We start from the raw sequence: 22,730 nt of genomic DNA, 5'->3' as shown, positions 1-22,730 counted from the left end.
CCGTGCCACCGGGAAGGAGCGCTGCTCAACCCCCGTTGAGCTGTGCTTATCCGTTCCGTCTCGTCCAATCGAGCAGCGTCGGAGGCATGTTGCCCATCTGCCCGCGAGCGCCGTGAGGAGGTCCCTGTGCTCTGCCTGAGATTACGAGCGCGGCTGGCTGCCGCGCGTGACCTGAAACCGGCGTGCGGGAGCTACCAACTCCTCTGACCCGGGCCCGCTGAGAGGCGGATGCACATCGGCGCGGTGCCGACGGCTTTGCACGAGAAGTCGGCACCGCGTCTCCTTCGAACACCGAGGAGCCGCTGCGATGCAGCATGCCCTGACACACCCCCGCCCCGACCCACCTCCCTCGACCGGTCCGCACCACCGTCGCGCTGCACGGCGACGGCCGTGAAGAAGACGACGGGAGCCCTCGTCGGTCTGTGCGCCACCGGACCACTCCTGCTGGCACTGCCGATCCTTGGCATCGGTGCCGGGACCGCCTCGGCTTCGTGCTCGACCGACGGTGCACAGGGTGTGGACACCTCCGCCGTCGCCAAGCAGGTGAAGGCCATCCTGGACGGCGGCGACAGGGGCTCGGTCTCCGTGCCGGGTCTGGACGCGCCTGCCGACCAAGTGCCCAACGCCAAGACGGTCCAGGCCACGGGCGTCGCGATGAACATCCCCGCCCGAGGGCAGGTCGTCGCCCTGGCGACCGCGCTGCAGGAGAGCGGCCTGCGGAACCTGACCTACGGCGACCGCGATTCGCTGGGTCTCTTCCAGCAGCGGCCGTCGATGGGCTGGGGTACGGCCAGCCAGATCCTCGACCCGGTGCACGCCTCGACGAAGTTCTACGAAGGGCTCAAGAAGGTCTCCGGCTGGCAGTCCCTCTCTGTCACCCAGGCCGCCCAGGCGGTACAGAAGTCGGGCTTCCCGGAGGCGTACGCCAAATGGGAGCCGCTGGCCACCGCCCTGCAGAAGGCCATCGAGCCCCTGCTGCAGAAGGCCGGCGGCTCATCGCCGAGCCCGTCGCCGTCCGGCTCTGCCGACACCGGCAGCCCCTCTCCCGATTCCGCGGGGGGTTGTTCGGCGGACGGCGACGGGACGGACTTCGGCACCATCCCGGCGGGCGCACTGCCGAAGGAGTACAAGATTCCCGCCTCCGCGCCGCCGAAGGTACAGACGGCGATCCGGTGGGCACTCGGCCAGCTCGGCACCCCGTATCAGTGGGTCGGCACTTGCACCGACTCCCACGGCAAAGACCCGATGGGCCGCTGCGACTGCTCCTCCCTGATGCAGGGCGCGTACAAGGCCGCCGGGGTCACCCTGACGCGGACCACGTACACGCAGGTCAAGGACGGCAAGGCCGTCTCGGTCGATGCCCTCAAGCCGGGCGACCTCCTCTTCACCGAGGGGACGGCCGCCGTACCGGAACACGTCGGGATGGCGATCGGGCAGGGCCTGATCGTCCACGCCCCGCACACCGGTGACGTCGTACGGATCACCACCGTCGCGTCCTGGAAATCGCGGATTCTCGCGGCCCGCCGAGTCGTCTGACCGGCGCTCCTCCCCCTCCTTACCTCCCCTCTCGCACCGCTGGTTCGCCCCACCGGGCTTTGGCGTGCGCTCATTCGAACTGGAGTTCCCATGTATCTCGCTGACCAGGTCATACAGCTCGCCTACGACCCCGGAATCAAGCCCAACGAGGGCGGGCTCCCTGGCCTCAACGTCCTCAAGCAGGTGATGGGCTCGATCAACTTGTTCGGACTCATTGCCGTGGTCGGAGCCCTCGCCGTCAGTGCGGGCGTGTGGGCCTGGGGTCACCACTCCGGTGGTCACCAGGCCGAGGCGAACGGGAAGAAGGGCGTGCTGGTCAGCGCGGGCGCGGCCCTTCTTCTCGGTGCGGCCAACGGTGTAGTGGCGTTCTTCTCGACGCTCGGGACGCAGGTCCACTGATGGCTCAGCACACCACCCACCCCGGCCGCGCATCTCGCGTGCGCCGCCGGGCGCTGCTCGGCACTGCCGTCCTGGCGGTGCTCGTCGCCCTCGCCGGCCTGGCCGCCTACCTCACCCGCGAGGGCCGAAGCCCCTCCGATACCGCTTCCCCACCGCCGAGTTCGCCCACGGCGTCCTCGTCGCCCGCGGCACCGTCCGGGCCGCACACCCGGCCCCGCGCTCTGCCCGTTCCGCCGAAAACCCACGACCCGATCACGTACGGGAAGGCCGCCGCCGCAGCGCTGTGGTCGTACGACACCCGCGCGTACTCGCAGCCCGAACTGCGCAAGGCGCTGCGCGGCTGGCTGACCACGGAGTCGAAGTACGCCGACCCAGCCTCCGTCGACCAGGCGGTCCCCTCGGCCGTGCTGTGGAAGGAGATGGCGGCCAACAAGCAGGTCGCCACCGCCAAGATCAACGAGGGGCACTTCCCGCATGCCTTTACCCAGGCCCTCCAGGACGACCCCGGGGCGATCACCCAGGCGTACGTCTACGCCGTCACGGTCTCCGGCAAGCAGTCGATTCGCTGGAAGGGCTCGGCTGCCGGCGGCGCGGAGAGCCGGTCCACCACCCTCGCGGTCCAGTGCCGACCCCACCACTCCTGCGCCCTGGTCGGCGTCATGCCGTCCGTCGCGCCCTGACACTCGCCCCAGAACGGAGGTAAGACCCATGGGAGTCTGCGACTTCCCGCTGATGGACAAGGTGTGCGGCGCTGTCGACTTCGCCACCAACCCCGCCGGCACCGTCACCGACGGTCTCGGCGCGTGGATCGCGAAGTCGGCGGGCGAGCTGGCGTCCAGCGCGGCCGACCTGGCCGCCAAGGCCGTCAACAAGACGACGGCCATCGACCTCAACGCCGGGTGGTTCCGGGACAACTACGAGTTGCTGCTGCCCATCGGCCTCGCTCTGACCGTCGGCATCTTCTGCATCCAGCTCATGACCGCGGCCTGGCGCCGCGACGAACGTGCCCTGGCCAAGGCGGCGTTCGGCACCATGACCGGAGTCCTGTTCAGCTTCTCCGCCATCGCCTTCACCACCGTCGCCATCACCGTGGTTGACGCGCTGTCCGACGGCCTCTTCAAAGCCGCCAACACCTCGATCGACGACGCGATCCGCCATGTGATCAAGGTCGATCAGATGGGGGCCATGTACGGCCTCGGCTGGGGTGTGCCCGCGCTGGTCGCCTTCGGGTGCGCGATCGGTGCCTTCCTCTACTGGGGCGTGATGGTGGCCCGCAAGGTCGGTGTCCTGATCATGGTCGCGCTCGCGGTGTTCGCCGGGGCGGGCGGCGGCTGGGAAGTCGCCAAGCGGTGGCGGCGCGGCTGGATCGAGGCCACCGGCACCCTGATCGTCTCCAAGCTGTTGATGACCGTCGTCTTCCTCATCGGCGTCTCCGCCATGGGCAAGACCGACGCCAGCGACGGAATGGCGGCCCTGTCCGACGCGATGGCCGGCATCGTCGTGATGGTGCTGGTGTTGCTCTGCCCCTACGCGACGTACAAGTTCGTCCACTGGGCCAGCGACGGCGGCGGCCATGACGACATGCACCGCACCGGCGTCGCCGGCATGGCGGTCGCCGCAGGAGCCGCGAAGACCGCAGGCAGCCTCGCACTGCGGGCCAGCACCGGCGCCCCCGCTCCGCAGGGTCCGAACCAGGTCCCGGGCGCGGGCACCGATGGCGTCGCCTCCGGCATCAACCCCTCCGGCGGCAACCTCAGCAAGGAGGGCATCGATGCCGGCCCGCCCAAGCAGCAATCCCGCTTCCGGTACGGCGAAGACCCGAACGCGAGCGGCGACAAGGGCCGGGCTCTGATCCGGCGCCCCGGGATCCCGCCGCTGATCACACGTCCTGGCGAGGACGAACCGGAAGGGTCCGAATCAACTGCCCAAGGCGTTGCGGGCGGCTCCGGTCACCTCGCAGCCGCATCGGCTCCGGGCGGCGACATGACCTCCATGCCGCCAGCCGACCCCGGACCTTCGGCCTCGGGCACTCCGGCGTCCGCGTCCGGTCCGTCGGCCACCGGCTCCGCGACGCCGTCGAACTGGGTGTATCCCACCCAGCCACCGTCGGGTTCCTGACCCACATCCCCGGGGGCGGGCCGCACTCCACGGCCCGCCCCCGCCTCCCCACCAGCAGGAAGGTTTCGCCATGACGTCCAGAAGAGCGCCGCGCGCCCCGTCCTCCGCCCGCTCCCACCGTCTGGAACCACCATGTCCGGCAAGCACCAGTCCTCCACGCCCACCGTGAAGTTCCCGCACCGCAGCAGGCGCGGCGTCCTGCTCGGCCTGACCGTCCCGCAGTTGACCGTCGCCGGACTCACCGGCCTCCTCCTGCTCGCCGTGATCCTCGCCCGCGGTGTGGTCGGCGCCCTCCAGCTCATCCCGCTGTGGGCCGTGATCGCCCTGCTCGTCTTCGTCCGCCACCGAGGCCGTGCTCTGGCGGACTGGGCCCCGATCGTCGTCCGATACGCGCTGCGCCGAATGCGAGGCCAGCTCGTCTGGCTCACCCGGCCCTCCCGCCGGCCGACTCGCGAGGGACTGCTCCACCTCCCCGGCACCGCTGCCAGCCTGCGCGTGACCACTGCTCCCGATGGCAAGTACGGCGCGGTCCACAACCCGCACACCGGGACGCTGACCGCGGTGGTCAAGGTCTCCTCCCGCGCCTACGCCCTGCTCGACCCGGGCACCCAGCAGGCCAACGTCGGCGGCTGGGGACGCGCTCTGGCAGCCCTCGCCCGTACCGGGCAGATCGCCCGCATCCAGGTGATCGAGCGCACCATCCCCGACTCCGGCGACGCGCTGCGCCGCTACTGGGAAGAGCACGGCCGACCCGACACCTCGATGGCCGGCGCGATCTACAACGAGCTGATCCAGAGCGCCGGCCCCGCAGCCGCCCCGCACGAGGCGTACGTCGCGGTGTCCCTGGACCCCAAGGCGGCCCGCCGGCTGATCAACCAGGCTGGCGGCGGTCTCACCGGTGCCTTCAGCGTCCTCGCCCAGCTCACCTCCACGTTCGACCAGGCGGCACGAACCGCGGGTCTCACCCCGACGGGCTGGCTCACCGCCCGCGAGATCGCCGCCGTGGTGCGCACCTCCTACGACCCGAAGGCGCTGGCGACACTCGACCGCTGGTCCACGGCCGGTCGCCCCGAGGCCGAGCCCGCCGTCGCCGGCCCCGTCGTGGTGGTCGAGAAGGCGGACCACATCGCCACCGACTCCGCCGTGCACACCACCTACTGGGTGGAGAACTGGCCGCGCACCGAAACGTCGGCCGGCTTCCTGCACCAGCTCCTGTTCACCGGCGGCGTCCGACGCACGCTCTCGCTCTCCTACGAGCCGAAGAACCTCGACGCCGCCCTGCGCGACGTGCAGCGCAAGAAGTCCAGCGTGATCGCCGACGCCGCCGAACGGGCTCGGCGCGGCCAGGTTGACTCCGAGGCGGACTCGATCGAGTACCAGGACATCAAGTCCCGCGAACGCCAGCTCATCGCCGGGCACGCCGACGTCGCCCTGACCGGTCTGCTGACCGTCTCGGCCGACACCGAGGACGAGCTGCGCACCGCCTGCGCCGTCGTGGAGACCGCCGCTGTCGGCGCCCAGCTCGATCTCCGGCCGCTGACCTGGCAGCAGGCCGAGGCGTTCACCGCCGCCGCCCTGCCGCTCGCGCTCGCTGCCTGACCCTTCCCTTCGAAAGAGCACCCTCATGTCCCGCACCGCCAGCCCGACCGCGCAGGACTTCGTGCCCTTCGCCACCGCCGCGCTCGACTTCCACCGGGCGCTCAACATCCCGGGCGGCCCGCTGGTCACCAGCCGGGCCGAGCTGGACGCCCTGCACGCCCACCTCGTCTCGCTGTACGGGCTGCTCGACGCCCACGCCGGTCGCACCGGGCAGCTCGTCGCGGTCGAGGGCGACCAGCTCCGTACCGCCCGCACCCGCATCTGGCAGGCCGCCGAGCACCTCCACGCCGCCTACCACGCGGCGCCCCGGACGGACTCCGGCGAGATCCCCACACCGGAGGCGTGCCGGTCCGGTCTTCCCGAGGGAGCACCGGAGCTGACCATCTGCCAGCGCCACCAGGGGGCCGCTCATCTCGTGCGGCGGCGCACCACTCCGGCCGACCTGCACGCCCCGTTCACCGGCCTCGTCCGCCGCTGACCCACCCCTCACCTGGAGAAACGCTCATGCCCCGTACCCGCGCCAGCGCCTCCCCTCTGTTCGTGCCCCGTAAGACGACGCGCGCCGAGCAGCGTGCCGCCCGAGCCGGTTTCACCGAAGCCCGCCGCCAGGCACGTCTCGCCGGAAACCCGCCCAAGCACCGCGCCGAGCGGACCCTCGACCCGGATCTGCGGCCCACCTACCCGCTCGCCGGTCGCCCCGGTCCGGCCTCCGCCCGCGGTGGCAAGCTCGCCCTGCCCGCCCACCGGATGACCACCGCCACAGCCAGCGGCGCGTACCCGTTCGTGGCCGAGGGCGGCCTGGGTGCCGAAGGGGTGTTCATCGGCCGCGATGTGCACGCGGAGGCGGCCTTCTGCTTCGACCCGTTCTCCCTCTACAACAGCGGCCGGATCGAGGGCTTCACCAACCCCAACGCGGTGCTGGCCGGAGTCATCGGCATGGGCAAGTCGGCGCTGGCGAAATCCATCGCCACCCGGTCGATCGCCCACGGCTACCGGATCTACATCCCCTGCGATCCCAAGGGCGAGTGGACCGGTGTCTCGCAGGCCCTCGGCGGCTACAGCATCGCCCTGGGTCCGGGGCTCCCCGGCCGGTTGAACCCGCTGGACGCCCCAGCCCGGCCCGCCTCCGTGAGCGAGGAGGACTGGTTCACGGAGGTTCGCAAGCGCCGTCTGCTGCTGCTGGCCGGCCTCGCCCGCACCGTGCTGAAGCGCGACCTGCTGCCGATGGAGCACACCGCCCTCGACCTGGCCCTGGATCTGGTCGTCGCTGACGCCGCCGCCCGGGGCACGGTGCCGCTGCTCGGCGAGATCGCCCACGTACTCAGCTCCCCCGAACGCCTCGACCAGGCCCTCGGCCACCAGGCCGGGCACCTCGGTTCAGCCGCCCAGGACCTCGCCCATGCCCTGCGACGTCTCGTGCACGGCGACTTGAGCGGCATGTTCGACGCGCCGAGCACCGTGTCGTTCGACCCGACCACACCGCTGCTGTCCATCGATCTCTCCCGTCTCGGCGGCTCCGGTGACGACACGGCACTGGTGCTCGCGATGACGTGCGCGAGCGCGTGGATGGAGTCAGCCCTCAGTGATCCCGATGGCGGTCGGCGCTGGGTGATCTACGACGAGGCGTGGCGGCTGATGCGGCACGTCGGGCTGCTGGAGCGGATGCAGAGCCAGTGGAAGCTCTCCCGAGGGCTGGGCATCGCGAACCTGATGGTGATCCACCGCCTCAGCGACTTGCTCTCGGCGGGCGACGCCGGCTCACGCGGCCGAGTCCTGGCCGAGGGCCTGCTGGCCGACTGCTCCACCCGCATCATCTACCGCCAGGAGCCCGACCAGCTCGCCGCCGCTGCCTCTCTGCTCGGCCTGACCGGCGTCGAGACCCAGGCTGTGTCCGCGCTGACCAAGGGCCGAGGTCTGTGGAAGGTCGCCGGCCGCTCCTTCATCACCCAGCACATCCTCCACCCGGCCGAGCGGGAGCTGTTCGACACAGACGCCCGCATGGCCGCCTAGCCCAACGACCAGCACAGCAACGGGCATCGATCATGTCTGCTTCTTCCACTCCTTCCTCCGGTGACAACCAGCCGTCGCAGGCCACCGACTCTTTGGCGTGGCGACGGCACCTCCCGGCACTGGCCTCGGCCGCCGCCGGGATCAACGAGGCGTGCGACGCCTGGGACGCGGTTTCGGACTCGCTCTGCGACGCGGACGGCTGGCCGCTGGACGACAAGGTCTACGGGGACGGGAAGGTCAAGCGGGACGCCGAAGCGTGGAAGCACGCCGAGGTGTTCCTCGACCACGGACCCGAGGTGCTGGTCGGGGTCCGCGCCGCCGCCGACGGCCCCGACTACGTCGAGGGGCCGATCAGTGACGACCTCCGTCGGATACGCGGGATCGACACCATCCTGTTCCGGGCGGATGAGCTGCGGCACGAATGGGCCGACGTCATGGCGCTTATGGACGGTTCGCAGCCGAGCGTGCTCCACCTCTACCAGGAGCGTGCCGGGGAGCGCCGCAACACCGAAGGCTGGCACTACTCACACGAACTCGGCTCCAAGGGACCGGCGTTGGTGCGCGTCGGCGAATATCTAGCTCACCGGGCGGACACCGAACGGCCGGCGCAGACCGAGCGGGCTCGCGTCGCCCTGACCCGCTCGACGCACAACGCCCCTGCCGGATCACCTGCTTCGCCCCAGGTCCCGCTGGCATCGCAACCGCCGGCTCCCGGTCGCTCGCGGTGATCCCTAGCACGCAGTCACGGCAGCGCCAAACTGCCCGATCACCGGATCCTCATGGACCACCGCACTCCTTCAAGCTCCACGCCCCGTCGGCTCCCGCCGTGCGGCGGGACGTTCGCAACGGAGAACTCCATGCACCACGAAACCCCGCCCTCGACCGCCAGGTCCGATCCGCGTCGCATTCAGGCTGCCCTCTGTTCCGCGCTCGGGCAGCGCGGCCTGGAGGGCACCGTCGAGTACGGCCTCAGCGACTACATCGTCCATGCCGAGCTTCCCGACGGCAGTTCGCTGATCATCTCGCCCCCGCAGGAGCCGCCCTCCGAGCACCCCGAGTCCCCGGAAAGCTGGATGGTGACCCGCCACCGGTCCGCTGAACCTGCCGTCTACGAGGTGATCTACGACTCCGAGCCGGACGGTCCGCATGCGCGCCACGGCGGCAGCGTGCCGGACCTCCTCTCCGCTGTCGACGCCCGCCTGGACCAGCTTGGCGTACCACCACGCCAGGAGCAGGAACGTTCCGGCAAGGCGCGCGCCGCCACCGTGCTCCCGCCCGACTCCGCTCCATCCCGGGCGAGTGTCGCTCTCGCCTCTTCGCCGTCGGTCGGCCAGCGCGTGCTCCCGACCGGTCCGCCGCCGGAGTCTTCCGCTCGGGCCGCGCCGCCGTCGGCCAGTTCCTCATCCGCTCCCCGGCTCTGACCGACCGCGATCCAGGAGTCCTCCGTGCACCGCACCCTCAGAACTGATCCGCCCGTCGCCCGCACCTGTAACCGCACCCGCCTCGGATGGATCTGCCATGCCCAGCCACTACGACGTGCTGCCCGACCTGGCCTTCGGCCACCACCCCGTCCACGGCATCGTCGCCGCGAACCCGAAGAACCTCGCGGCCAGCACCTGGATGCTCAAAGGATTCGGCTTCCATCCCGTCCCCGACCAGCCGACGTTGTACGCGCTGGCCGACCAGAACTGTGACGGACACGGCCGTACGAGCCGGGCCATCGAGCTGCTGCGCAAGGCCGGCTACCAGGTCGATGTGGACGTCGCACTTGACCCTGCGCTGGCGCCCGACACGGCACAGGTACGCGACCGCGGTCCGCTCGGTGAACCAGACGTCGCCTTCGCCGATCACCCGCAGCTCGGCATCGTCGCAGCCCTCGACGACCGTGTCTCCGGCCTCAGCGGGCTCGCGCTGGTGGAGGACGGCTGGCGGCACAACTCGAGCCTGGACATCTACACGCTCCCCGCGACCACCGATCGCGTCGAGGCGCTGGGGAAAGTCGCCGTCGCCACGGTGGCCCTGCACCGTTCGGGGCTCCAGGTCGCAGTGCAGCCCCGCCTCGCTCAAGAGGTGACGGCTCGGCCCCGCCCTGCTGCCACGCCGGCCGTCGGCCGTGAGCACGGCCGTGGTCCCGCTCGCGCGTCTCCGTTGAGCGCCGCCGCGCTCGCCGCCAGCCCGGCCCGTGCCGGTATCCCGGGCAGGGCTGGCGGTCCCCGCCGCCGTCACCACACCGGCGGTCCGGCCGGTTGACCCCCGCATCGCGTACTCCCGCGACCGCTGATCCAACTCCTTTTGAAGCCGTCTCCTTTCCGAACCTGATGTTCTGGTTTCTGCAGGTCAGGGATGGTTGTTCGATGTTGCGGGCAAGCTGAGGCCGTCGTGGTTGTCCTGGTGATATGGAGGGGCGGATGCCGTCGGTGCGGGCAGTGCTGGAAAGCCGTGAGAAGGCGGCTCTGCGCCGGGTCGAGGAGCTGCGGATCGAGCTCGAGCGGGTTCAGTCCGCTCCGGTGGAAGCGGAAGAGGTACTGAACCGCCGGGGTGATCGGCCTGGAACAGCATCTGGAGACGCTGGCAGAGCAGGACACGTACGTCGAAGTGGAGCAGGACAGGCCGGCCGTGGCCGGGGAGCCGGCGGTGGCGGGCCCGCGCAGGACGGTGGCCCAACAGCGAGGCCATCGTCACCGCTACCTATGCACGAGCGCGTCAGCGGCGGGCGCGCCATGTTGAGAACAGTCCCATGCCGACGCTGGTTACTACTGTGAATGCCTCAGCGCCCGCGATGCAAAAGACGGCGCATGACCCCATGAGCAGGGTCAGCAACGCAATGAGGTCGACGGTTCGATCGCGCACGGTGGTGGGAGGAGTCGCACCTGCGGTGTTCGGTGCAGCAGGGGCGTTCTCTGTGTTGTCCATGCCTCCTAGCTCACCCTGTCCGGAGACCAGTTCTCCCACGGGACGAACAGTCTCGTACGGGCCCGATCAGCGCGGAACCGCAACGTACACTCGCGAGGTTCGGCCGAACACCGATACAGTCCGCCACTGTTCGCGAAAGTTCGGCCTGGGTACCTTCCGACAGTGGAGGGCGCAACGAGTCGGGGGATGGGTATGCCGGGGGGACGAAAGAGCAGTGAGCAGCCGAGCGATGAGTTCACGGAAGCGTTGGTCGCCTTTGCCTCGGACCTGACCTTCCTGCGTATTGAGCGGGGTAACCCCTCATACCGGCAGATCGAGGCGCTCGCACCGAAGGGACGCCCCCTATCCGCTTCAGCGGTCAGTGAAGCGCTGAACGGAAAACGGCTTCCACGGCTGGACTTCCTCATCGCACTGGTGGGGACCTTGCTGGCTTTCGGCGACCCCAATGACCGGCCAGTGCGCCGAGACGACCCGCGGCTTCGTGAGTGGAGATCTCGCTGGGAGAAGCTGGAATTTCTGCGAGTAAAACGCAAGCGTGCGGCCACTCTCGACCGTCCTGGTCCTGAACCAGAACGATCGCGCCACGACGAGCATCGTCCCGACGGGACCACGCGCGCGAACGGTCTGGATGCAGAGGCTGCGCCGGACGGGAGCCATCAGGACCCGCCCAAGAACCCCTTCGGGTCATTTGGGGAGCAGGCGGAAGCGGATTTTCTGGGACGCGCAGCGGCTTCTGGTGAGAGTAGAGACAAAACTACAGACGGCCTCGGTGCGGCGGCAACTCAGCGCCAGCATGCTTTGGGAAAGCTGACGGTCCGGGAACGCATCGACCTGCTGGTGGATGATGGGTCATTCACTGAGTTGAACCCGCTCCAGGGAAACCATCTCGCTGGTTCCAATTCGGACAGAGAGGTTTCCTGCACGGACGGGGTCGTCACTGGATGGGGCACAGTTGAAGGTCGCGCAATCTTCGTCTACGGGCAGGATTTCCGTGTCTTCGGAGGCGCTTTAGGAGAGGCGCACGCTGCCAAAATCCACGATCTCATGGACATGGCTCTGACGGCCGGTGCGCCGTTGGTCTCACTCGTTGACGGGGGTGGGGCCCGCATCCACGAAGGGCTGAGCGCCCTCGCCGGTTACGGCGGAATCTTTCGGCGCACGGTGCAGGCGTCGGGAGTGATTCCGCAGATCAGTGCTGTTCTGGGACCTGCTGCGGGCGGTGCTGCCTGCGCCCCGGCGCTCACCGATTTCGTCTTCATGGTCCGCACTGTCTCCCAGATGTACATCAGCGGTCCAGATGTGGTGCGCGCCGTGACTGGCGAGAGTACTACCGTCGACGCGCTCGGCGGAGCCGATGTGCACACCGAGGTTTCCGGCACGGCCGGCTTCGCCTTCGATGATGAACGAACCTGCCTGCGAGCAGTGCGCCGACTTCTCTCCCTGCTCCCGTCCAACAGTGGTGAAGTGCCGCCTGTTGTACCGTGCCTGGACTCGCCTGACCGTCAGTGTGAGGTCTTGCTCGAACTGGTGCCGAGCGACAGCAACCACGCTTACGACGTACGCGCAGTCATCGAGGAGATTGTCGACGACAAGGACTTCTTGGAGATCCAGGAACGGTGGGCGGCCAACGTCGTCTGCGGGCTGAGCCGTCTTGGCGGTCATGTGGTGGGAATTGTCGCGAACCAGCCGGCGCGCCTGGCGGGCGTCCTGGACACTGATGCGACGGAGAAGGCGGCCCGCTTCGTTCAGTTCTGCGATGCGTTCAATATTCCTCTCATCACCCTGGTTGACGTGCCTGGCTTTCTGCCCGGCCTTGATCAGGAACACAATGGTCTCATCCGGGATACCGCCAAACTGCTCTACGCCTACTGCAACGCGACTGTGCCACGCGTCCAATTGGTCATGCGCAAGGCGTACGGGAGTGCCTACATTGTGATGGACTCACGCTCCATCGGTTCCGACCTTTCCTTTGCCTGGCCCACGAACGAGATGGCCGTGATGGATCCGGATGGCGCTGTCAATGCCATCTTTCGGAGGAGAATCGCGGAGGCTGACGACCCGGAGGCCATGCATAGAGAGATGGTCGAGAAGTACGAGCGTGATCTCATGCACCCTCACTACACCGCTCAGCAAGGTCTCGTTAACGACGTCATCGACCCCGCCCGCACGCGCGAGGTCCTCATCCGCTCACTGGCCGTGCTTCGCACCAAGCGCGACAAAAGACCAGTCCGCAAACACGGTAACCTGCCGCTGTGAAGGGTGGTTTCGTCAGTGAACCTCTTTCAGCCTGAATAGTCGCAGGTCAGTAGCGTGTGGACGGCTTGGACGATGGTGCGGCGGGTGGAACATCTGGCTCGCCGGAGGAGTCGCCAGGACTTCAACTGAGCGAAGGCGCGTTCGCCGGGAGCTCTGAGTCGGGCGTGGTCGTGGTTGAACTGTTGGCAGTGCTCGGGCTGTTCGCGGTGGTGGTAGTACGGGGTGCAGAAGGTGCGCTGGCGCCTTGGTGGGCGCGGTCGGCGAGGACAAGGAGCTGCCGGGTCAGGCACGCCTGGACGATGCCGTGCGCGTGGGCTGCCGAACCGGAGGACCTCACCGAGCTGCTCCAGGCCGCCACCGGGGCCGACCGGCCGACGGAGAACCCCTTCTTCTGACCGACCGGGCGGGGCACCCGGCTTTCTGCCGCTGCCACCGCGCGGCCAGCGGCTTCTACCAGCGATTCTCGGCCAGACCAAACCCCGGATTTGCCGGATGCTCTGCCCACTGGCCCACCTCCAACGGGTCCTTCGCTCCCTCTGCCCCGGAGACTTCCGTGCCTACCTCGATCACCATCACGTCCGAGTTCAGCGGCAGCGTCGTTGCCAAGGGCGCTACTGATGACCTCTCCGCGCAGCTCCTCCGTCACGCCGGTTTCAAGCAGATCGACGACTGGCACGGCCGACGCCATCGCCTTCCCACCACCACTCCGCTCGCCGACCAGGTCGCCATCGCCAGCCATGCGGCCGAGATGCTTCGAGCCGCTCGATATGACGTCACCCTCCCGCCGTCTCTCGACACGGCCCGGCTGAGCCCTCCGGTGCATGCGCTGGGCCCTACGCCGCCGGCGCCGAACTTCTCAGCATCACGGACCAGATTCGGGCGGCCGAAGGCGGGGCCAGCCTTCAGCGCGCAGTCGACCACCTCCTTCACCCCGAGCACGGTGCTCTGGAGCGTGTCCGGGAGGCGCTGGAAGCGGCGGGAGAACAGGTCAACGACTTGGACGAGGACGCGTATGCGCTCGCTGACCGGTTCGGCTTCGCCTCGGAGTTCATCAGCTCGGCCCAGTCCGAACTCGTCGATTCCGAAGCCGAGCTACGCCGCGTCGGCGCCGCTTCGACGAGCTACTCCGCAGCACGGACCGTCCGTGATCACCGTGGTGCCGCTCTGGCCACTGCTCCTGCGGCGAACCAAGCCAAGGTCTCCTCGGCGTCCAGTTCCGCGCCGGCGCCTTGCTCTGCGACGGGTCACCCACCGCGCGCCTCACCCCCCCCCGTTATGTTTTTCGCGGTCCTGCAATGGGGCCGCTGGCCTCCGGGCCCGGTATGACTGTGTCCCCTCTGTCGAACAGATGACCTGGGGGGTGGTGTCGCCGGGTCCGTGGGGTGCCGTCGGAGACGCTGATGAGAGACCCGGCCACCGCCCGGTCCGGCGCAATGCCGGGCAGTACGCGGGCGGCAGGTCTGCATAACGTGGATGCGCGAGCACGGTGCCATTGCCGAGGCCGGCAGGAACAACCACCTGGGAAGGGTGCGATGTTAGACACCGATGGCGTGGGCGTCTTCCTCGGGATGGACGTCGGCAAGTCCGCCCATCATGGCCACCGCCTGACTCCGGCGGGCAAGAAGATCTTCGACAAGCCGATGCCCAACAGCGAACCGAAACTGCGGGCCGCCTTCGACAAGCTCAAGGCCAAGTTCGGCACCGTGCTGGTGATCGTCGACCAGCCCGCATCGATCGGGGCTCTGCCGCTGACCGTCGCCCGGGACGCGGGCTGCGAGGTCGCCTACCTGCCCGGACTTGCCATGCGGCGGATCGCCGATCTGTATCCGGGCGAGGCGAAAACGGATGCGAAGGACGCGGCGGTGATTGCGGACGCGGCCCGGACGATGCCGCACATCCTGCGTTCGCTGGAGCTGACCGACGAGATCACCGCCGAGCTCACGGTGCTGACCGGCTTCGACCAGGACCTCGCCGCCGAGGCCACCCGCACCAGCAACCGGATACGCGGCCTGCTCACCCAGTTCCACCCCAGCCTCGAGCGCGTGCTCGGCCCGCGGCTGGACCACCCCGCCGTCACCTGGCTCCTTGAGCGCCACGGATCCCCGGCCGCTTTGAGGAAAGCCGGCCGCCGCCGGCTCGTCGAGCTGATCCGGCCCAAGGCTCCGCGGATGGCACAGAGACTGATCGATGACGTCTTCGACGCCCTCGACGAGCAGACCGTCATCGTTCCCGGCACGGGCACCCTCGACATCGTGATCCCGTCCCTGGCCGCCTCGCTCGCAGCCGTCCACGACCAACGCAAGGCACTCGAAGCCCAGATCAGCACCCTGCTGGAGGCCCACCCTCTTCACCAGGTCCTGACCTCGATGCCGGGCGTCGGCGTCAGGACCGCCGCCGTCCTGCTGGTCACCGTCGGCGACGGCACCGGCTTTCCAAGTGCCGCCCACCTCGCCTCCTACGCCGGCCTCGCTCCCACGACGAAATCGTCGGGAACCTCGATCCACGGCGAACACGCACCACGCGGCGGAAACCGGCAGCTCAAACGCGCGATGTTCCTCTCCGCCTTCGCCTGCATGAACGCCGACCCGGCATCACGCGCCTACTACGACCGGCAAAGAGCCCGCGGCAAAACGCACACCCAGGCACTCCTGCGACTCGCCCGCCAACGCATCAGCGTGCTGTTCGCCATGCTCCGAGACGGCACCTTCTACGAATCCAGAACCCCCACCATCACCCTCGCCGCCTGACCACCCCAACCACACGCAAACCAGGCACCACGTCCTTGACGAAGGACATAGAGACACCCCCCCCGACGGTGACCCCGGCCGCTCTCTCCGCCGTCGGCCTCCAGTACGTCGCGCGCCCCGCTCGACTCACCCGTCCAGGACCACTCACCGGAAGAGGCAAACGTGCCCGAGTATGACTCCAGCATCGGCAAGGCCGTCGGTGCGGCCATGCAGCACAACATCCGGCTCGCCCACCGCAGCGCGGCACCGGGCTCTGACAAGTCGCTGCAGGTCAGGCGCCTGTCTAGCGCTTCCGCCGATCCGTACTCGGTCCGCGGGATGATTTCCCGTCTCCACGAGGACGCCTCGCCCGATGAGGTGGCGAGCATCATCGAGGAGGTCAACGGCGCACTGGTCGGGTCTCTGCCCGAGCTGACCGAACTCGTCGCCTCTGCCGCCGACTGGACTCGCGCCCGTCTCGACTTCGACGACCCGCATCACCGTCCGACTTTCGAGACGTGGACGCGACTGGCCGCCGCGTACGGAATGCTCCAGGACGTCCGCGAGCGGTTGAAAGTCGCCGAGGACGGTCTCGCTGCCTGTCCCGCAGAGCGCACGGACCCGCGGCACCACCAGATGGTCAACGTCCTACGCAGCCGGGAGTTGCTCGCCGATGCCCTCGGTGCCGAAGCTGCTCCTGCGCCTTCCGCTGCCCGGACCCTCGATTCAGACCGGCAGCGGGCCGCCCGCGCCTCCTCGCCGAGCGCCGGAACATCGCCGTCGGCCGGCAGTCCGCCGGCCACCGCAGCACTTCCCCCCGCGCCTCGTCCTGCCGGCCGACCTCGCTGAAACGTTCCGCTTCACACTCCCTGGAGTACCCCCATGAACTGCACGAGAGCCGAGCGCGCCCCGCCCCCACTCGCTCGCACACCCAAGGAACCGCCGTGCCTTCCCCGCGCACCAGCGCGCCCTCGACCAGCACCGGGTCGGACGCGCTCCTCTACCTCATGTTCGGCATCCTCGCAGCCGTCATGGCTTTCGGCTCCCTGGCCTGGCTGACCGGAAATCTCACCAATACCTTTGTCGGGAGCGGGACATGGGCCCCCTTCCGCGTCACGGACGCGCTGCTGCACCCGGAGGTGCTGTGGCCGACCTTGAGCACCAGCATGCTGATGGTCGGTGCCCGTGCCGTCCCCGGCTTGTTCACCGTGGCCCTGATCGTCACCGCTGCCGTGCTGTGGATGCGCTGGCGTGCCGGGGCCAGGTCCGGCCTCGCCCGCAAGGCGGACCTGGCGCCGCTCCTGGACAAGGAGATCGTCGCCAAGGCGAAGAGCCTGCGCCCGAGCCTGGGCGGCCGGGAGAGTAAAAGAGGTCCTGCCCGCTGACCGCGGCATCCTGCTCGGCACCCTCGATCCCGGTCGTGCGGAGGTCCGCGCGTCCTGGGAGGACGTGATCGTCGCGATCATGGCCCCGCGTTCCGGCAAGACGTCCGGGCTGGCGATCCCCGCGATCCTCTCGGCACCGGGTCCGGTCCTGCTCACCAGTAACAAAGCCGCGAACGACGCCTTCACCACCACGGTGGACGCCCGCGCCGAGGTCGGCACGATCTGGACCCTCGATCCGCAGCAGATCGCCCACCACCCTCGCGAGATGTGGTGGGACATCCTCGCTGACGCCCGCGATCTCACCGGGGCGAAGAGGTTGGCAGGGCACTTCGTCACCGCTAGCGTGGACGAGTCCAGCGGCTCCGACTTCTGGTCCACCGCCGCGAGCAACACCCTCGGTGCCCTCTTCCTCGCCGCCGCCAGCCACCGGCGGCCGATCACCGACGTCCTGGCCTGGCTCGCGATGCCGGCCGACCGCACCCCGGTGGACCTGCTCACCGACGCCGGCCACCACGCGGTCGCCGCCCAGCTCCAGGGCACCGTCTCCGGCGCGACCGAAACACGCGACGGAATCTACGAGACCGCGAGGCAGTATGCGAGCTGCCTGCTCGATGCGGACGTCGCCGCCTGGGTCACCCCGAATGACGACCTCCCCGAGTTCCAGCCGTTCGCCTTCGCGACATCCCGCGACACCCTGTACCTGCTGAGCAAGGACGGCGGCGGCAGCGCGTCCGCGATCATCGCGGCCGCGGCCGACGCCGTGATGCGCGCGGCCGTGATCGTCGCCGAGCGCTCCGGCGGGCGACTCGACCCGCCCGCCCTGTGTGTCCTCGACGAGGCGGCGAACGTGTGCCGCATCAGCGACCTCCCCGACCTGTACTCGCACCTGGGCAGCCGGGGCGTCATCCCGATGACGATCCTGCAGTCCTACCGTCAGGGCCAGCGGTGCTGGGGCGAGACCGGAATGGACGCCCTGTACTCCGCCGCCACCATCAAGATCATCGGATCTGGCATCGACGACGCGGACTTCGCCGACCGGCTCAGCCGTCAGGTCGGCGACCACGACGTCCAGACCACCTCGGTTTCGACGAGCGAGGGCGGCAAGTCCACCTCGGTGAGCATGCGCACCGAGCGGATCCTGCCGCCGGACGCCATCCGCGCCCTGCCCAAGGGCAAGGCACTGCTACTGGCCACCGGCATCCGGGTCGCCATGCTCAACCTCAAGCCCTGGTACAGGGAGCCCTCCGCCAAGGTGGTCGGCCCGGCTTCGGCTCGCGCCACGAAGGCGATCACCGAGCGTGCCCTCGCGAAGAGCATCGACCAGGACGATCTTGGACTGTCGGCATGAGCGCGCCCACCCCGCAGCAGGGGCGGTTGGCCCACGCTCCGGTCGTTCTGCGCGGTGGCCGGTGGTGGCTTGACGGCGGGGTCGGCTCGGTCCCCGCCTCCGATCCTGCCTTCACCGCCGCCTTGGACGACTTCGCCCTGTCGATGGCCGCTGCCGACCGGGCAGTCGCCAACCTCCTTATCCGGCAGGACGAGGCGTCCACCGTTGATCCCGGCGGCCGGCGGTGAATCCGCTGATGAGTGCCGAGCAGGCGGTCCTCGGTGCCGTGCTCCCTGACCCCGAGCAGCTCACGCACCTGGAGTGGCTCGCTGCGGACCACTTCTATCGGCCCGTTCACCAGGCGCTGTTCGGCGCCCTTCGCAAGTTGCGCAACGACGGGCATCACGCGCTCTCGGCCGATGGTCCGTTGCCGCTGTCGTGGGTGACCGACGCGGTCGGGGAGGCCGGACAACACGTGCGCGGGCTGACCCCGGCGTACGCCCACACCCTGATCCAGGCGTGTCCCCGAACCAAGCACGCCCCTGTGTACGGCCGCATGGTGCTGGAGGGGTCGATTCACCGCACAGTCGCCCAGCACGCGATCCGTCTCCACCAGGCGGCTCGGGACGACGCCGTCCAGGGCGAGGTCGAGGGAGCGTTGCGTACGGCGGGCGTCCTGACCAGCGTACTCACCGACCTTGCGCGACGCTGGGGAACCGACCCTCGACCGGTTCCACCCACCGCTGGACCCTCTGCCGCCACGGACATCCTGCCTCCGGCACAGAGCGGCCAGGTCGCCGAGGACGAGCGGTTCCTCCTGGCCGTCCTCTCCGAACAGCCGGGGGCCATGGGCGAGGTGGTGGCCTGGCTGCGGCCGGGAGACTTCGCCGACGTGACCCACGGGCAGCTCTACCGGTGCCTGGGCGCGCTGCACCACCGGGGTGAACCCATCGACCGGATCACCCTGCTCTGGGAGGCCCAGCGACGCGGTCTGCTGGCCGACGGCACTGTGTCGAGCGAGCAGCTGGCCTCCGTGTGCGAAGGCATGGTCCCCGGCAGCGCTGACTGGTTCGGGCAGCGGGTGATGCGTTCCTCCGTGACCCGCGCCGCCGCCTCCGCGCGAACCATCCGGACCTTGGCCCAAGACGAGGTTCTGGGGCCCGGTCGGCTGATCAACCACACCCTGCACGCGCTCGGTCCGCTCGACGAGGTACGTGCCCGCTGGGCCACCGCGAACAGCAGTCCGGCTCCCAAGGCCAAAGCATCCGCTCCACAGGCGGCCGAGCCGCCGCCCGACCGAGTGAAGGCCGCCCGCGCACGCAGCACACCCCACCCAGGCACGTCACCCCCAGCCCCGGCCAGCCGTCTCCCCACGCTGTCAGCAGCCCGACCACCCTCGCGCGGCCACCCGTGAGACCCCCTCCCCACCAGCCCTTTTCTGCCCCTTGGGCCGACGCGTTCCAAGCACGCGGGCGGGTGCGGGGGTTCAAGGGCCAGCTGCATGGACTGCTCTTGCCGGTGCTCTTCGCAATGGCGGTGTGGTTGCTTGCCAACGGCGTCCTGGCAGCGGGAGGCGCCTTCCTCGGCAGCCTGTTCGGGTTCATGGTCAGAAGGGGGCTGCTGACCGCACGGCGTGCCAAGATGAGTGCCCCGTTGGGGCCTTGGACCGTGAACGTCGACGAGTCCAATGACGTTGTGTGCTTCACGGGTACGCACGTGGAGACGCGCCGGGGCTGGCGGAGCCTTGGCGGGTACGTGGAGACCGCCGACGGATTCGTGCTGCTGACGCCCGCGCCGTACCTGCTCATCGCGCACTATCTGCCCAAGCGCGCATTGGGCAGGGACGATACCAACCGGCTGCGTGGCATACTCGACCGCCACCTACCCCGGCACGGCAGCCGTCCGCCCCGGCACTGAGGTTCAGTAAGGTTCGCAGTCTTTCTGCCGGGGGAGGAACAATGGCCGAGGGCCACAGCGCCGAAGGCGTGCACAACACGCAATCGGTTGACGATGTCGTGGACGAGCAGACCGCGGTCCAGGTGGTGTACAAGCCTCGGTCCGACGACACACTGGTCGGCCTGCGGGTCCGCGGGCGGATCAAGCGGACCGGGTTGCTGCTGCGGGGTGTGTTTCTCACTCTGTGGGTAGGGCAGTGGTTGTTCGCCGTAGGTCGCGGCAGAGTCGACTGGGTCTCAACCGTTTTGTTCTTGTTCGTCGTTCTGATCGTGTGGGGGTACCCGCGCCTGCAGGCCGCCAGTGTGCAGCGGCTTGTCGGTTGGCAGGGCGAGTACCGCGCCAGCGTGTCCCCGGCGGGGGTCACCTGCCAGACCGACCACAGCACGCTGGTCCTGAAGTGGTCCGTCTTCCAGGGCTACCGGGAGACTGCCGGCCATTTCGTCCTGCTGAGCCGGGACCCCAACATCATGTACCTCGGTGTCCTGCCCAAGCGGGGCGTGCATGAGGCCGAGGCCCTTGACCGGCTGCGAGCCATCCTGGACCTGCACACCCCTCGCGTGTGACGAACGTGAAGGGGAACCCCGCGTAGGCGGTTGAGCCGGCCAAGTCCGCTGCCGCAAGCCTGCACAATCCGCCGCTGCTGCTCGTCAGTAGCGGTGACCGGGCCAGTACGGATCCGTATATCGGTCCTCGCCGGTGAGTCCGAGCAGCCGTATCCGGTGCTGGAGCTCTGCCGACGCGCTCGACGCGTGAAGCCGCATTGCAGCGTGGCCGAGGAGCCAGGCGACCAGTTCGGCGCGCATCTCTTCCTCGTTGTGCTCGTACCAGCCGATGTGCCACGGCAGGCTGTCTCCCAGGAGTTCGTACTCCCATTCTGCGGCGGCCTCCGCCAGGCGGAGGTCGCTGAGGTTCCCGGTCTGCTTCTCCCACTCGGCAAGCCAGGGGCCGACCGTTCCGGATGCCTCGGCACACAGTACGAAAACCTGGTGCGCCGGAACGACCGCATCCGGATCGGTGAGGCTGTGCTCCCACCAAGCGTGCAGAAACTCGCGTACGGAAGCGGCGTGGTCGTCGGGCCACTGCTGCCAGCGGCCTCGGGCGAAGGAATACCCTGCCTCTTCCAGACCGAACAGGGGATCCGCGCGGCCGACGACCAATACCGGGGCGAACTGCGGCAGGACGCGTTTCAGCACGGCGGCGTGATCGGTCCAGTCGATGGCCGTCCAGGTCCGGCGTAGGAGGTCCGGTTCCAGCCCCACGTCCGGCGTCTTCAACAGGGCGAGTTCCTGGGCACTGCCCCAATGGCATTCGCAGTTGTTCTCGTCCTTATGCGCGGTCATGCCGCGGAAGGTGACGTTGAGGTCGTCCAAGGCGGCGCTGAGGCGGTGGCGTGAGGGATGGTCAGCGAGATGCATGAAGTGCCTGGCCTTCGAAGACTCCGTACGGCTTCCGCCGGCCGAAGGTCCCTACCTTACCGAGCGCTGCGGACCTGCGGCTGGCCGGGCTGTGCGGTCCGCAACTGCCCGGCACCAGTAGGAGCGCCTTGCACGGGCGACGTGGCTGAGGGCCCCGTTGGGGGTCGAGTTCAGTCAGTCGCTCTCCTGGTAATTCATGAACCAGTGGGTGTCGAAATAGCGGGCCATCGTGAACCGGTGGTGCGGGTCGATGAGGATGCGACAGACGAACTGCGCGGCTTGGCTGTCGAAGAGGACGTCGCCGTCGTCGAAGGTCCGGACGACGACGGGCCACTGATCAGGGTCGTCGCCACTGACCCGCCAGCAGTACAGTTCCTCGTGCTCCGTGCCCGCCCAGATGAGTAGCCCGTCCTCTCTGAGACTCGTCCACGGCTCCTGGTTCAGGCTCAGCCACGCGTCGAAGGCGCCCTCGCCGAACGTATTGACCATGCACTTGTAGTCGGTAGGAAGCGTGGTGCCCAGGCGCGACTCCACCTCCGCCCAACGCGCGTCCGGCTGCTGGGCAGGCTGCGTCCAGCCGGTGATCTGTACGAGTCGCTCCACCCAGTCAGCGCTCTCATGAGGAGCGACCGCCAAAGGTTCCATGACCTGCCTGTGAGCGACCACCAGCACCGGCCGCTCGATGTCGTCGTCATCTCGCGCCGCACCCATGCCAACCCACTGATCCCCATAGGCCCAGGCCCGCATCGTCACGGTACGGTCGCCGAAAGGGGAAAGAAGACCCGCGCCACTGAGCTCGTCGACCGTCGGATCGGTGAAGCCGTCGAGGACGAGCGTCCGTGGGGCTCCGTACCTGCCGGCGAGCAGGTCGGTCAGAACTTGCGGATCCAGGTCATCGGGCAGGTACATGTGGCCGTCCGCCGGGCCGAGCTGAGCCAACAGATCGTTCACTGTCATCTGCGTGAGCTTCATGGCGGACAGTGAAGCGCAGCGCACTGACAATGGACCTGCCCCTGCGCATCCTCCGACGCCTATTGGACCGTTGCCGGGCCGGAGATCCTCCAGCGAGATCGCCGCGGCACATGAGTTC

Annotated in this window: 20 protein-coding genes and 2 pseudogenes; 18 read left to right on the top strand and 4 right to left on the bottom strand. The window is 68.9% G+C overall.

Features of this window, described 5'->3' with window-relative positions:
* Positions 1–390: 390 nt before the first annotated feature.
* The 10 genes from OG912_RS32900 to OG912_RS32855 all read left to right on the top strand — a co-directional run bounded on the left by OG912_RS32900 (position 391) and on the right by OG912_RS32855 (position 9,912).
* Entirely contained in the window at positions 391–1,536 is a 1,146-nt protein-coding gene (locus OG912_RS32900; protein WP_327170629.1) for a C40 family peptidase, read from the top strand.
* Between the two features lie 90 nt (positions 1,537–1,626).
* A complete protein-coding gene (locus OG912_RS32895; protein WP_023421641.1) occupies positions 1,627–1,935 on the top strand; it encodes a DUF6112 family protein in 309 nt (102 codons plus the stop codon).
* Positions 1,935–2,615, top strand: coding sequence for a hypothetical protein (locus OG912_RS32890; protein WP_327170630.1), 681 nt, complete (start codon positions 1,935–1,937; stop codon positions 2,613–2,615). Before OG912_RS32895 ends, OG912_RS32890 begins: the two co-directional genes overlap by 1 nt.
* A 28-nt stretch (positions 2,616–2,643) precedes the next feature.
* Complete coding sequence (locus OG912_RS32885; RefSeq protein ID WP_327712470.1) at positions 2,644–4,053, top strand: SCO6881 family protein; 1,410 nt, start codon at positions 2,644–2,646, stop codon at positions 4,051–4,053.
* A 132-nt stretch (positions 4,054–4,185) separates the two neighbouring features.
* The gene (locus tag OG912_RS32880; RefSeq protein WP_327170632.1) at positions 4,186–5,652 is read left to right on the top strand and encodes an SCO6880 family protein; all 1,467 of its coding nucleotides are present in this window, start codon (positions 4,186–4,188) and stop codon (positions 5,650–5,652) included.
* Between the two features lie 25 nt (positions 5,653–5,677).
* The gene (locus tag OG912_RS32875) at positions 5,678–6,130 is read left to right on the top strand and encodes a DUF6238 family protein (protein ID WP_327170633.1); all 453 of its coding nucleotides are present in this window, start codon (positions 5,678–5,680) and stop codon (positions 6,128–6,130) included.
* Positions 6,131–6,156: 26 nt separating this feature from the next.
* On the top strand, positions 6,157–7,662 hold the full coding sequence (locus tag OG912_RS32870) for an ATP-binding protein (RefSeq protein WP_327712469.1): 1,506 nt from the start codon (positions 6,157–6,159) through the stop codon (positions 7,660–7,662).
* 32 nt (positions 7,663–7,694) lie between these two features.
* Complete coding sequence (locus OG912_RS32865; RefSeq protein ID WP_327170635.1) at positions 7,695–8,390, top strand: hypothetical protein; 696 nt, start codon at positions 7,695–7,697, stop codon at positions 8,388–8,390.
* A gap of 129 nt (positions 8,391–8,519) precedes the next feature.
* Positions 8,520–9,083, top strand: coding sequence for a hypothetical protein (locus OG912_RS32860; protein ID WP_327170636.1), 564 nt, complete (start codon positions 8,520–8,522; stop codon positions 9,081–9,083).
* A gap of 97 nt (positions 9,084–9,180) precedes the next feature.
* Positions 9,181–9,912: a hypothetical protein gene (locus OG912_RS32855; RefSeq protein ID WP_327170637.1), complete on the top strand. Its 732-nt coding sequence runs from the start codon at positions 9,181–9,183 to the stop codon at positions 9,910–9,912.
* Positions 9,913–10,365: 453 nt separating this feature from the next.
* Here the strand turns inward: OG912_RS32855 and OG912_RS32850 are convergent, their stop codons facing one another.
* Complete coding sequence (locus OG912_RS32850; protein WP_327170638.1) at positions 10,366–10,575, bottom strand: hypothetical protein; 210 nt, start codon at positions 10,573–10,575, stop codon at positions 10,366–10,368.
* Between the two features lie 714 nt (positions 10,576–11,289).
* On the opposite strand from OG912_RS32850, the gene OG912_RS32845 reads away from it, so the two are divergent.
* Positions 11,290–12,831 (top strand): acyl-CoA carboxylase subunit beta, encoded by a 1,542-nt coding sequence (locus tag OG912_RS32845; protein WP_443061114.1) that lies wholly within the window; start codon positions 11,290–11,292, stop codon positions 12,829–12,831.
* A 26-nt stretch (positions 12,832–12,857) separates the two neighbouring features.
* On the opposite strand, the pseudogene OG912_RS40165 reads toward OG912_RS32845, so the two are convergent.
* Positions 12,858–13,153, bottom strand: a pseudogene (locus OG912_RS40165) (transposase family protein); the annotation flags it as partial.
* Positions 13,154–14,363: 1,210 nt separating this feature from the next.
* On the opposite strand from OG912_RS40165, the gene OG912_RS32835 reads away from it, so the two are divergent.
* The 7 genes and pseudogenes from OG912_RS32835 (at position 14,364) to OG912_RS32800 (ending at position 20,788) form a co-directional block, all read left to right on the top strand.
* Positions 14,364–15,578, top strand: a complete 1,215-nt coding sequence (locus OG912_RS32835; protein WP_327170639.1) for an IS110 family transposase — start codon at positions 14,364–14,366, stop codon at positions 15,576–15,578.
* Between the two features lie 162 nt (positions 15,579–15,740).
* Positions 15,741–16,406, top strand: coding sequence for a hypothetical protein (locus tag OG912_RS32830; RefSeq protein ID WP_327170640.1), 666 nt, complete (start codon positions 15,741–15,743; stop codon positions 16,404–16,406).
* 158 nt (positions 16,407–16,564) lie between these two features.
* A pseudogene (locus OG912_RS32820) lies at positions 16,565–18,290 on the top strand (type IV secretory system conjugative DNA transfer family protein).
* Positions 18,287–18,517 (top strand): hypothetical protein, encoded by a 231-nt coding sequence (locus OG912_RS32815; protein WP_327170643.1) that lies wholly within the window; start codon positions 18,287–18,289, stop codon positions 18,515–18,517. Before OG912_RS32820 ends, OG912_RS32815 begins: the two are co-directional and overlap by 4 nt.
* Positions 18,514–19,683 (top strand): DnaB-like helicase N-terminal domain-containing protein, encoded by a 1,170-nt coding sequence (locus OG912_RS32810; RefSeq protein ID WP_327170644.1) that lies wholly within the window; start codon positions 18,514–18,516, stop codon positions 19,681–19,683. The genes OG912_RS32815 and OG912_RS32810 overlap by 4 nt, the downstream gene beginning before the upstream one ends.
* Before the next feature lie 104 nt (positions 19,684–19,787).
* Positions 19,788–20,186: a YcxB family protein gene (locus OG912_RS32805; protein WP_327712468.1), complete on the top strand. Its 399-nt coding sequence runs from the start codon at positions 19,788–19,790 to the stop codon at positions 20,184–20,186.
* 41 nt (positions 20,187–20,227) lie between these two features.
* The gene (locus OG912_RS32800) at positions 20,228–20,788 is read left to right on the top strand and encodes a YcxB family protein (RefSeq protein WP_327712467.1); all 561 of its coding nucleotides are present in this window, start codon (positions 20,228–20,230) and stop codon (positions 20,786–20,788) included.
* Positions 20,789–20,872: 84 nt separating this feature from the next.
* Here OG912_RS32800 and OG912_RS32795 read toward each other — a convergent pair whose 3' ends face one another.
* Both OG912_RS32795 and OG912_RS32790 read right to left on the bottom strand, forming a co-directional pair.
* Positions 20,873–21,640, bottom strand: coding sequence for a hypothetical protein (locus OG912_RS32795; protein ID WP_443061044.1), 768 nt, complete (start codon positions 21,638–21,640; stop codon positions 20,873–20,875).
* A 174-nt stretch (positions 21,641–21,814) separates the two neighbouring features.
* A complete protein-coding gene (locus OG912_RS32790; RefSeq protein ID WP_327712465.1) occupies positions 21,815–22,612 on the bottom strand; it encodes a hypothetical protein in 798 nt (265 codons plus the stop codon).
* Positions 22,613–22,730 lie beyond the last annotated feature (118 nt).

Origin of the sequence: Streptomyces sp. NBC_00464, from assembly GCF_036013915.1 — a bacterium.
GTDB lineage: Bacteria > Actinomycetota > Actinomycetes > Streptomycetales > Streptomycetaceae > Streptomyces.
This window is presented reverse-complemented; position numbering and strand designations above follow the sequence as displayed.

Coding starts and splice junctions, on each gene's coding strand:
- OG912_RS32870 (WP_327712469.1), top strand. CDS start 6,157: ATGCCCCGTACCCGCGCCAGCGCCTCCCCTCTGTTCGTGCCCCGTAAG.
- OG912_RS32875 (WP_327170633.1), top strand. CDS start 5,678: ATGTCCCGCACCGCCAGCCCGACCGCGCAGGACTTCGTGCCCTTCGCC.
- OG912_RS32800 (WP_327712467.1), top strand. CDS start 20,228: ATGGCCGAGGGCCACAGCGCCGAAGGCGTGCACAACACGCAATCGGTT.
- OG912_RS32895 (WP_023421641.1), top strand. CDS start 1,627: ATGTATCTCGCTGACCAGGTCATACAGCTCGCCTACGACCCCGGAATC.
- OG912_RS32795 (WP_443061044.1), bottom strand. CDS start 21,640: ATGCATCTCGCTGACCATCCCTCACGCCACCGCCTCAGCGCCGCCTTG.
- OG912_RS32850 (WP_327170638.1), bottom strand. CDS start 10,575: ATGGACAACACAGAGAACGCCCCTGCTGCACCGAACACCGCAGGTGCG.
- OG912_RS32885 (WP_327712470.1), top strand. CDS start 2,644: ATGGGAGTCTGCGACTTCCCGCTGATGGACAAGGTGTGCGGCGCTGTC.
- OG912_RS32790 (WP_327712465.1), bottom strand. CDS start 22,612: ATGAAGCTCACGCAGATGACAGTGAACGATCTGTTGGCTCAGCTCGGC.
- OG912_RS32865 (WP_327170635.1), top strand. CDS start 7,695: ATGTCTGCTTCTTCCACTCCTTCCTCCGGTGACAACCAGCCGTCGCAG.
- OG912_RS32890 (WP_327170630.1), top strand. CDS start 1,935: ATGGCTCAGCACACCACCCACCCCGGCCGCGCATCTCGCGTGCGCCGC.
- OG912_RS32855 (WP_327170637.1), top strand. CDS start 9,181: ATGCCCAGCCACTACGACGTGCTGCCCGACCTGGCCTTCGGCCACCAC.
- OG912_RS32815 (WP_327170643.1), top strand. CDS start 18,287: ATGAGCGCGCCCACCCCGCAGCAGGGGCGGTTGGCCCACGCTCCGGTC.
- OG912_RS32835 (WP_327170639.1), top strand. CDS start 14,364: ATGTTAGACACCGATGGCGTGGGCGTCTTCCTCGGGATGGACGTCGGC.
- OG912_RS32880 (WP_327170632.1), top strand. CDS start 4,186: ATGTCCGGCAAGCACCAGTCCTCCACGCCCACCGTGAAGTTCCCGCAC.
- OG912_RS32860 (WP_327170636.1), top strand. CDS start 8,520: ATGCACCACGAAACCCCGCCCTCGACCGCCAGGTCCGATCCGCGTCGC.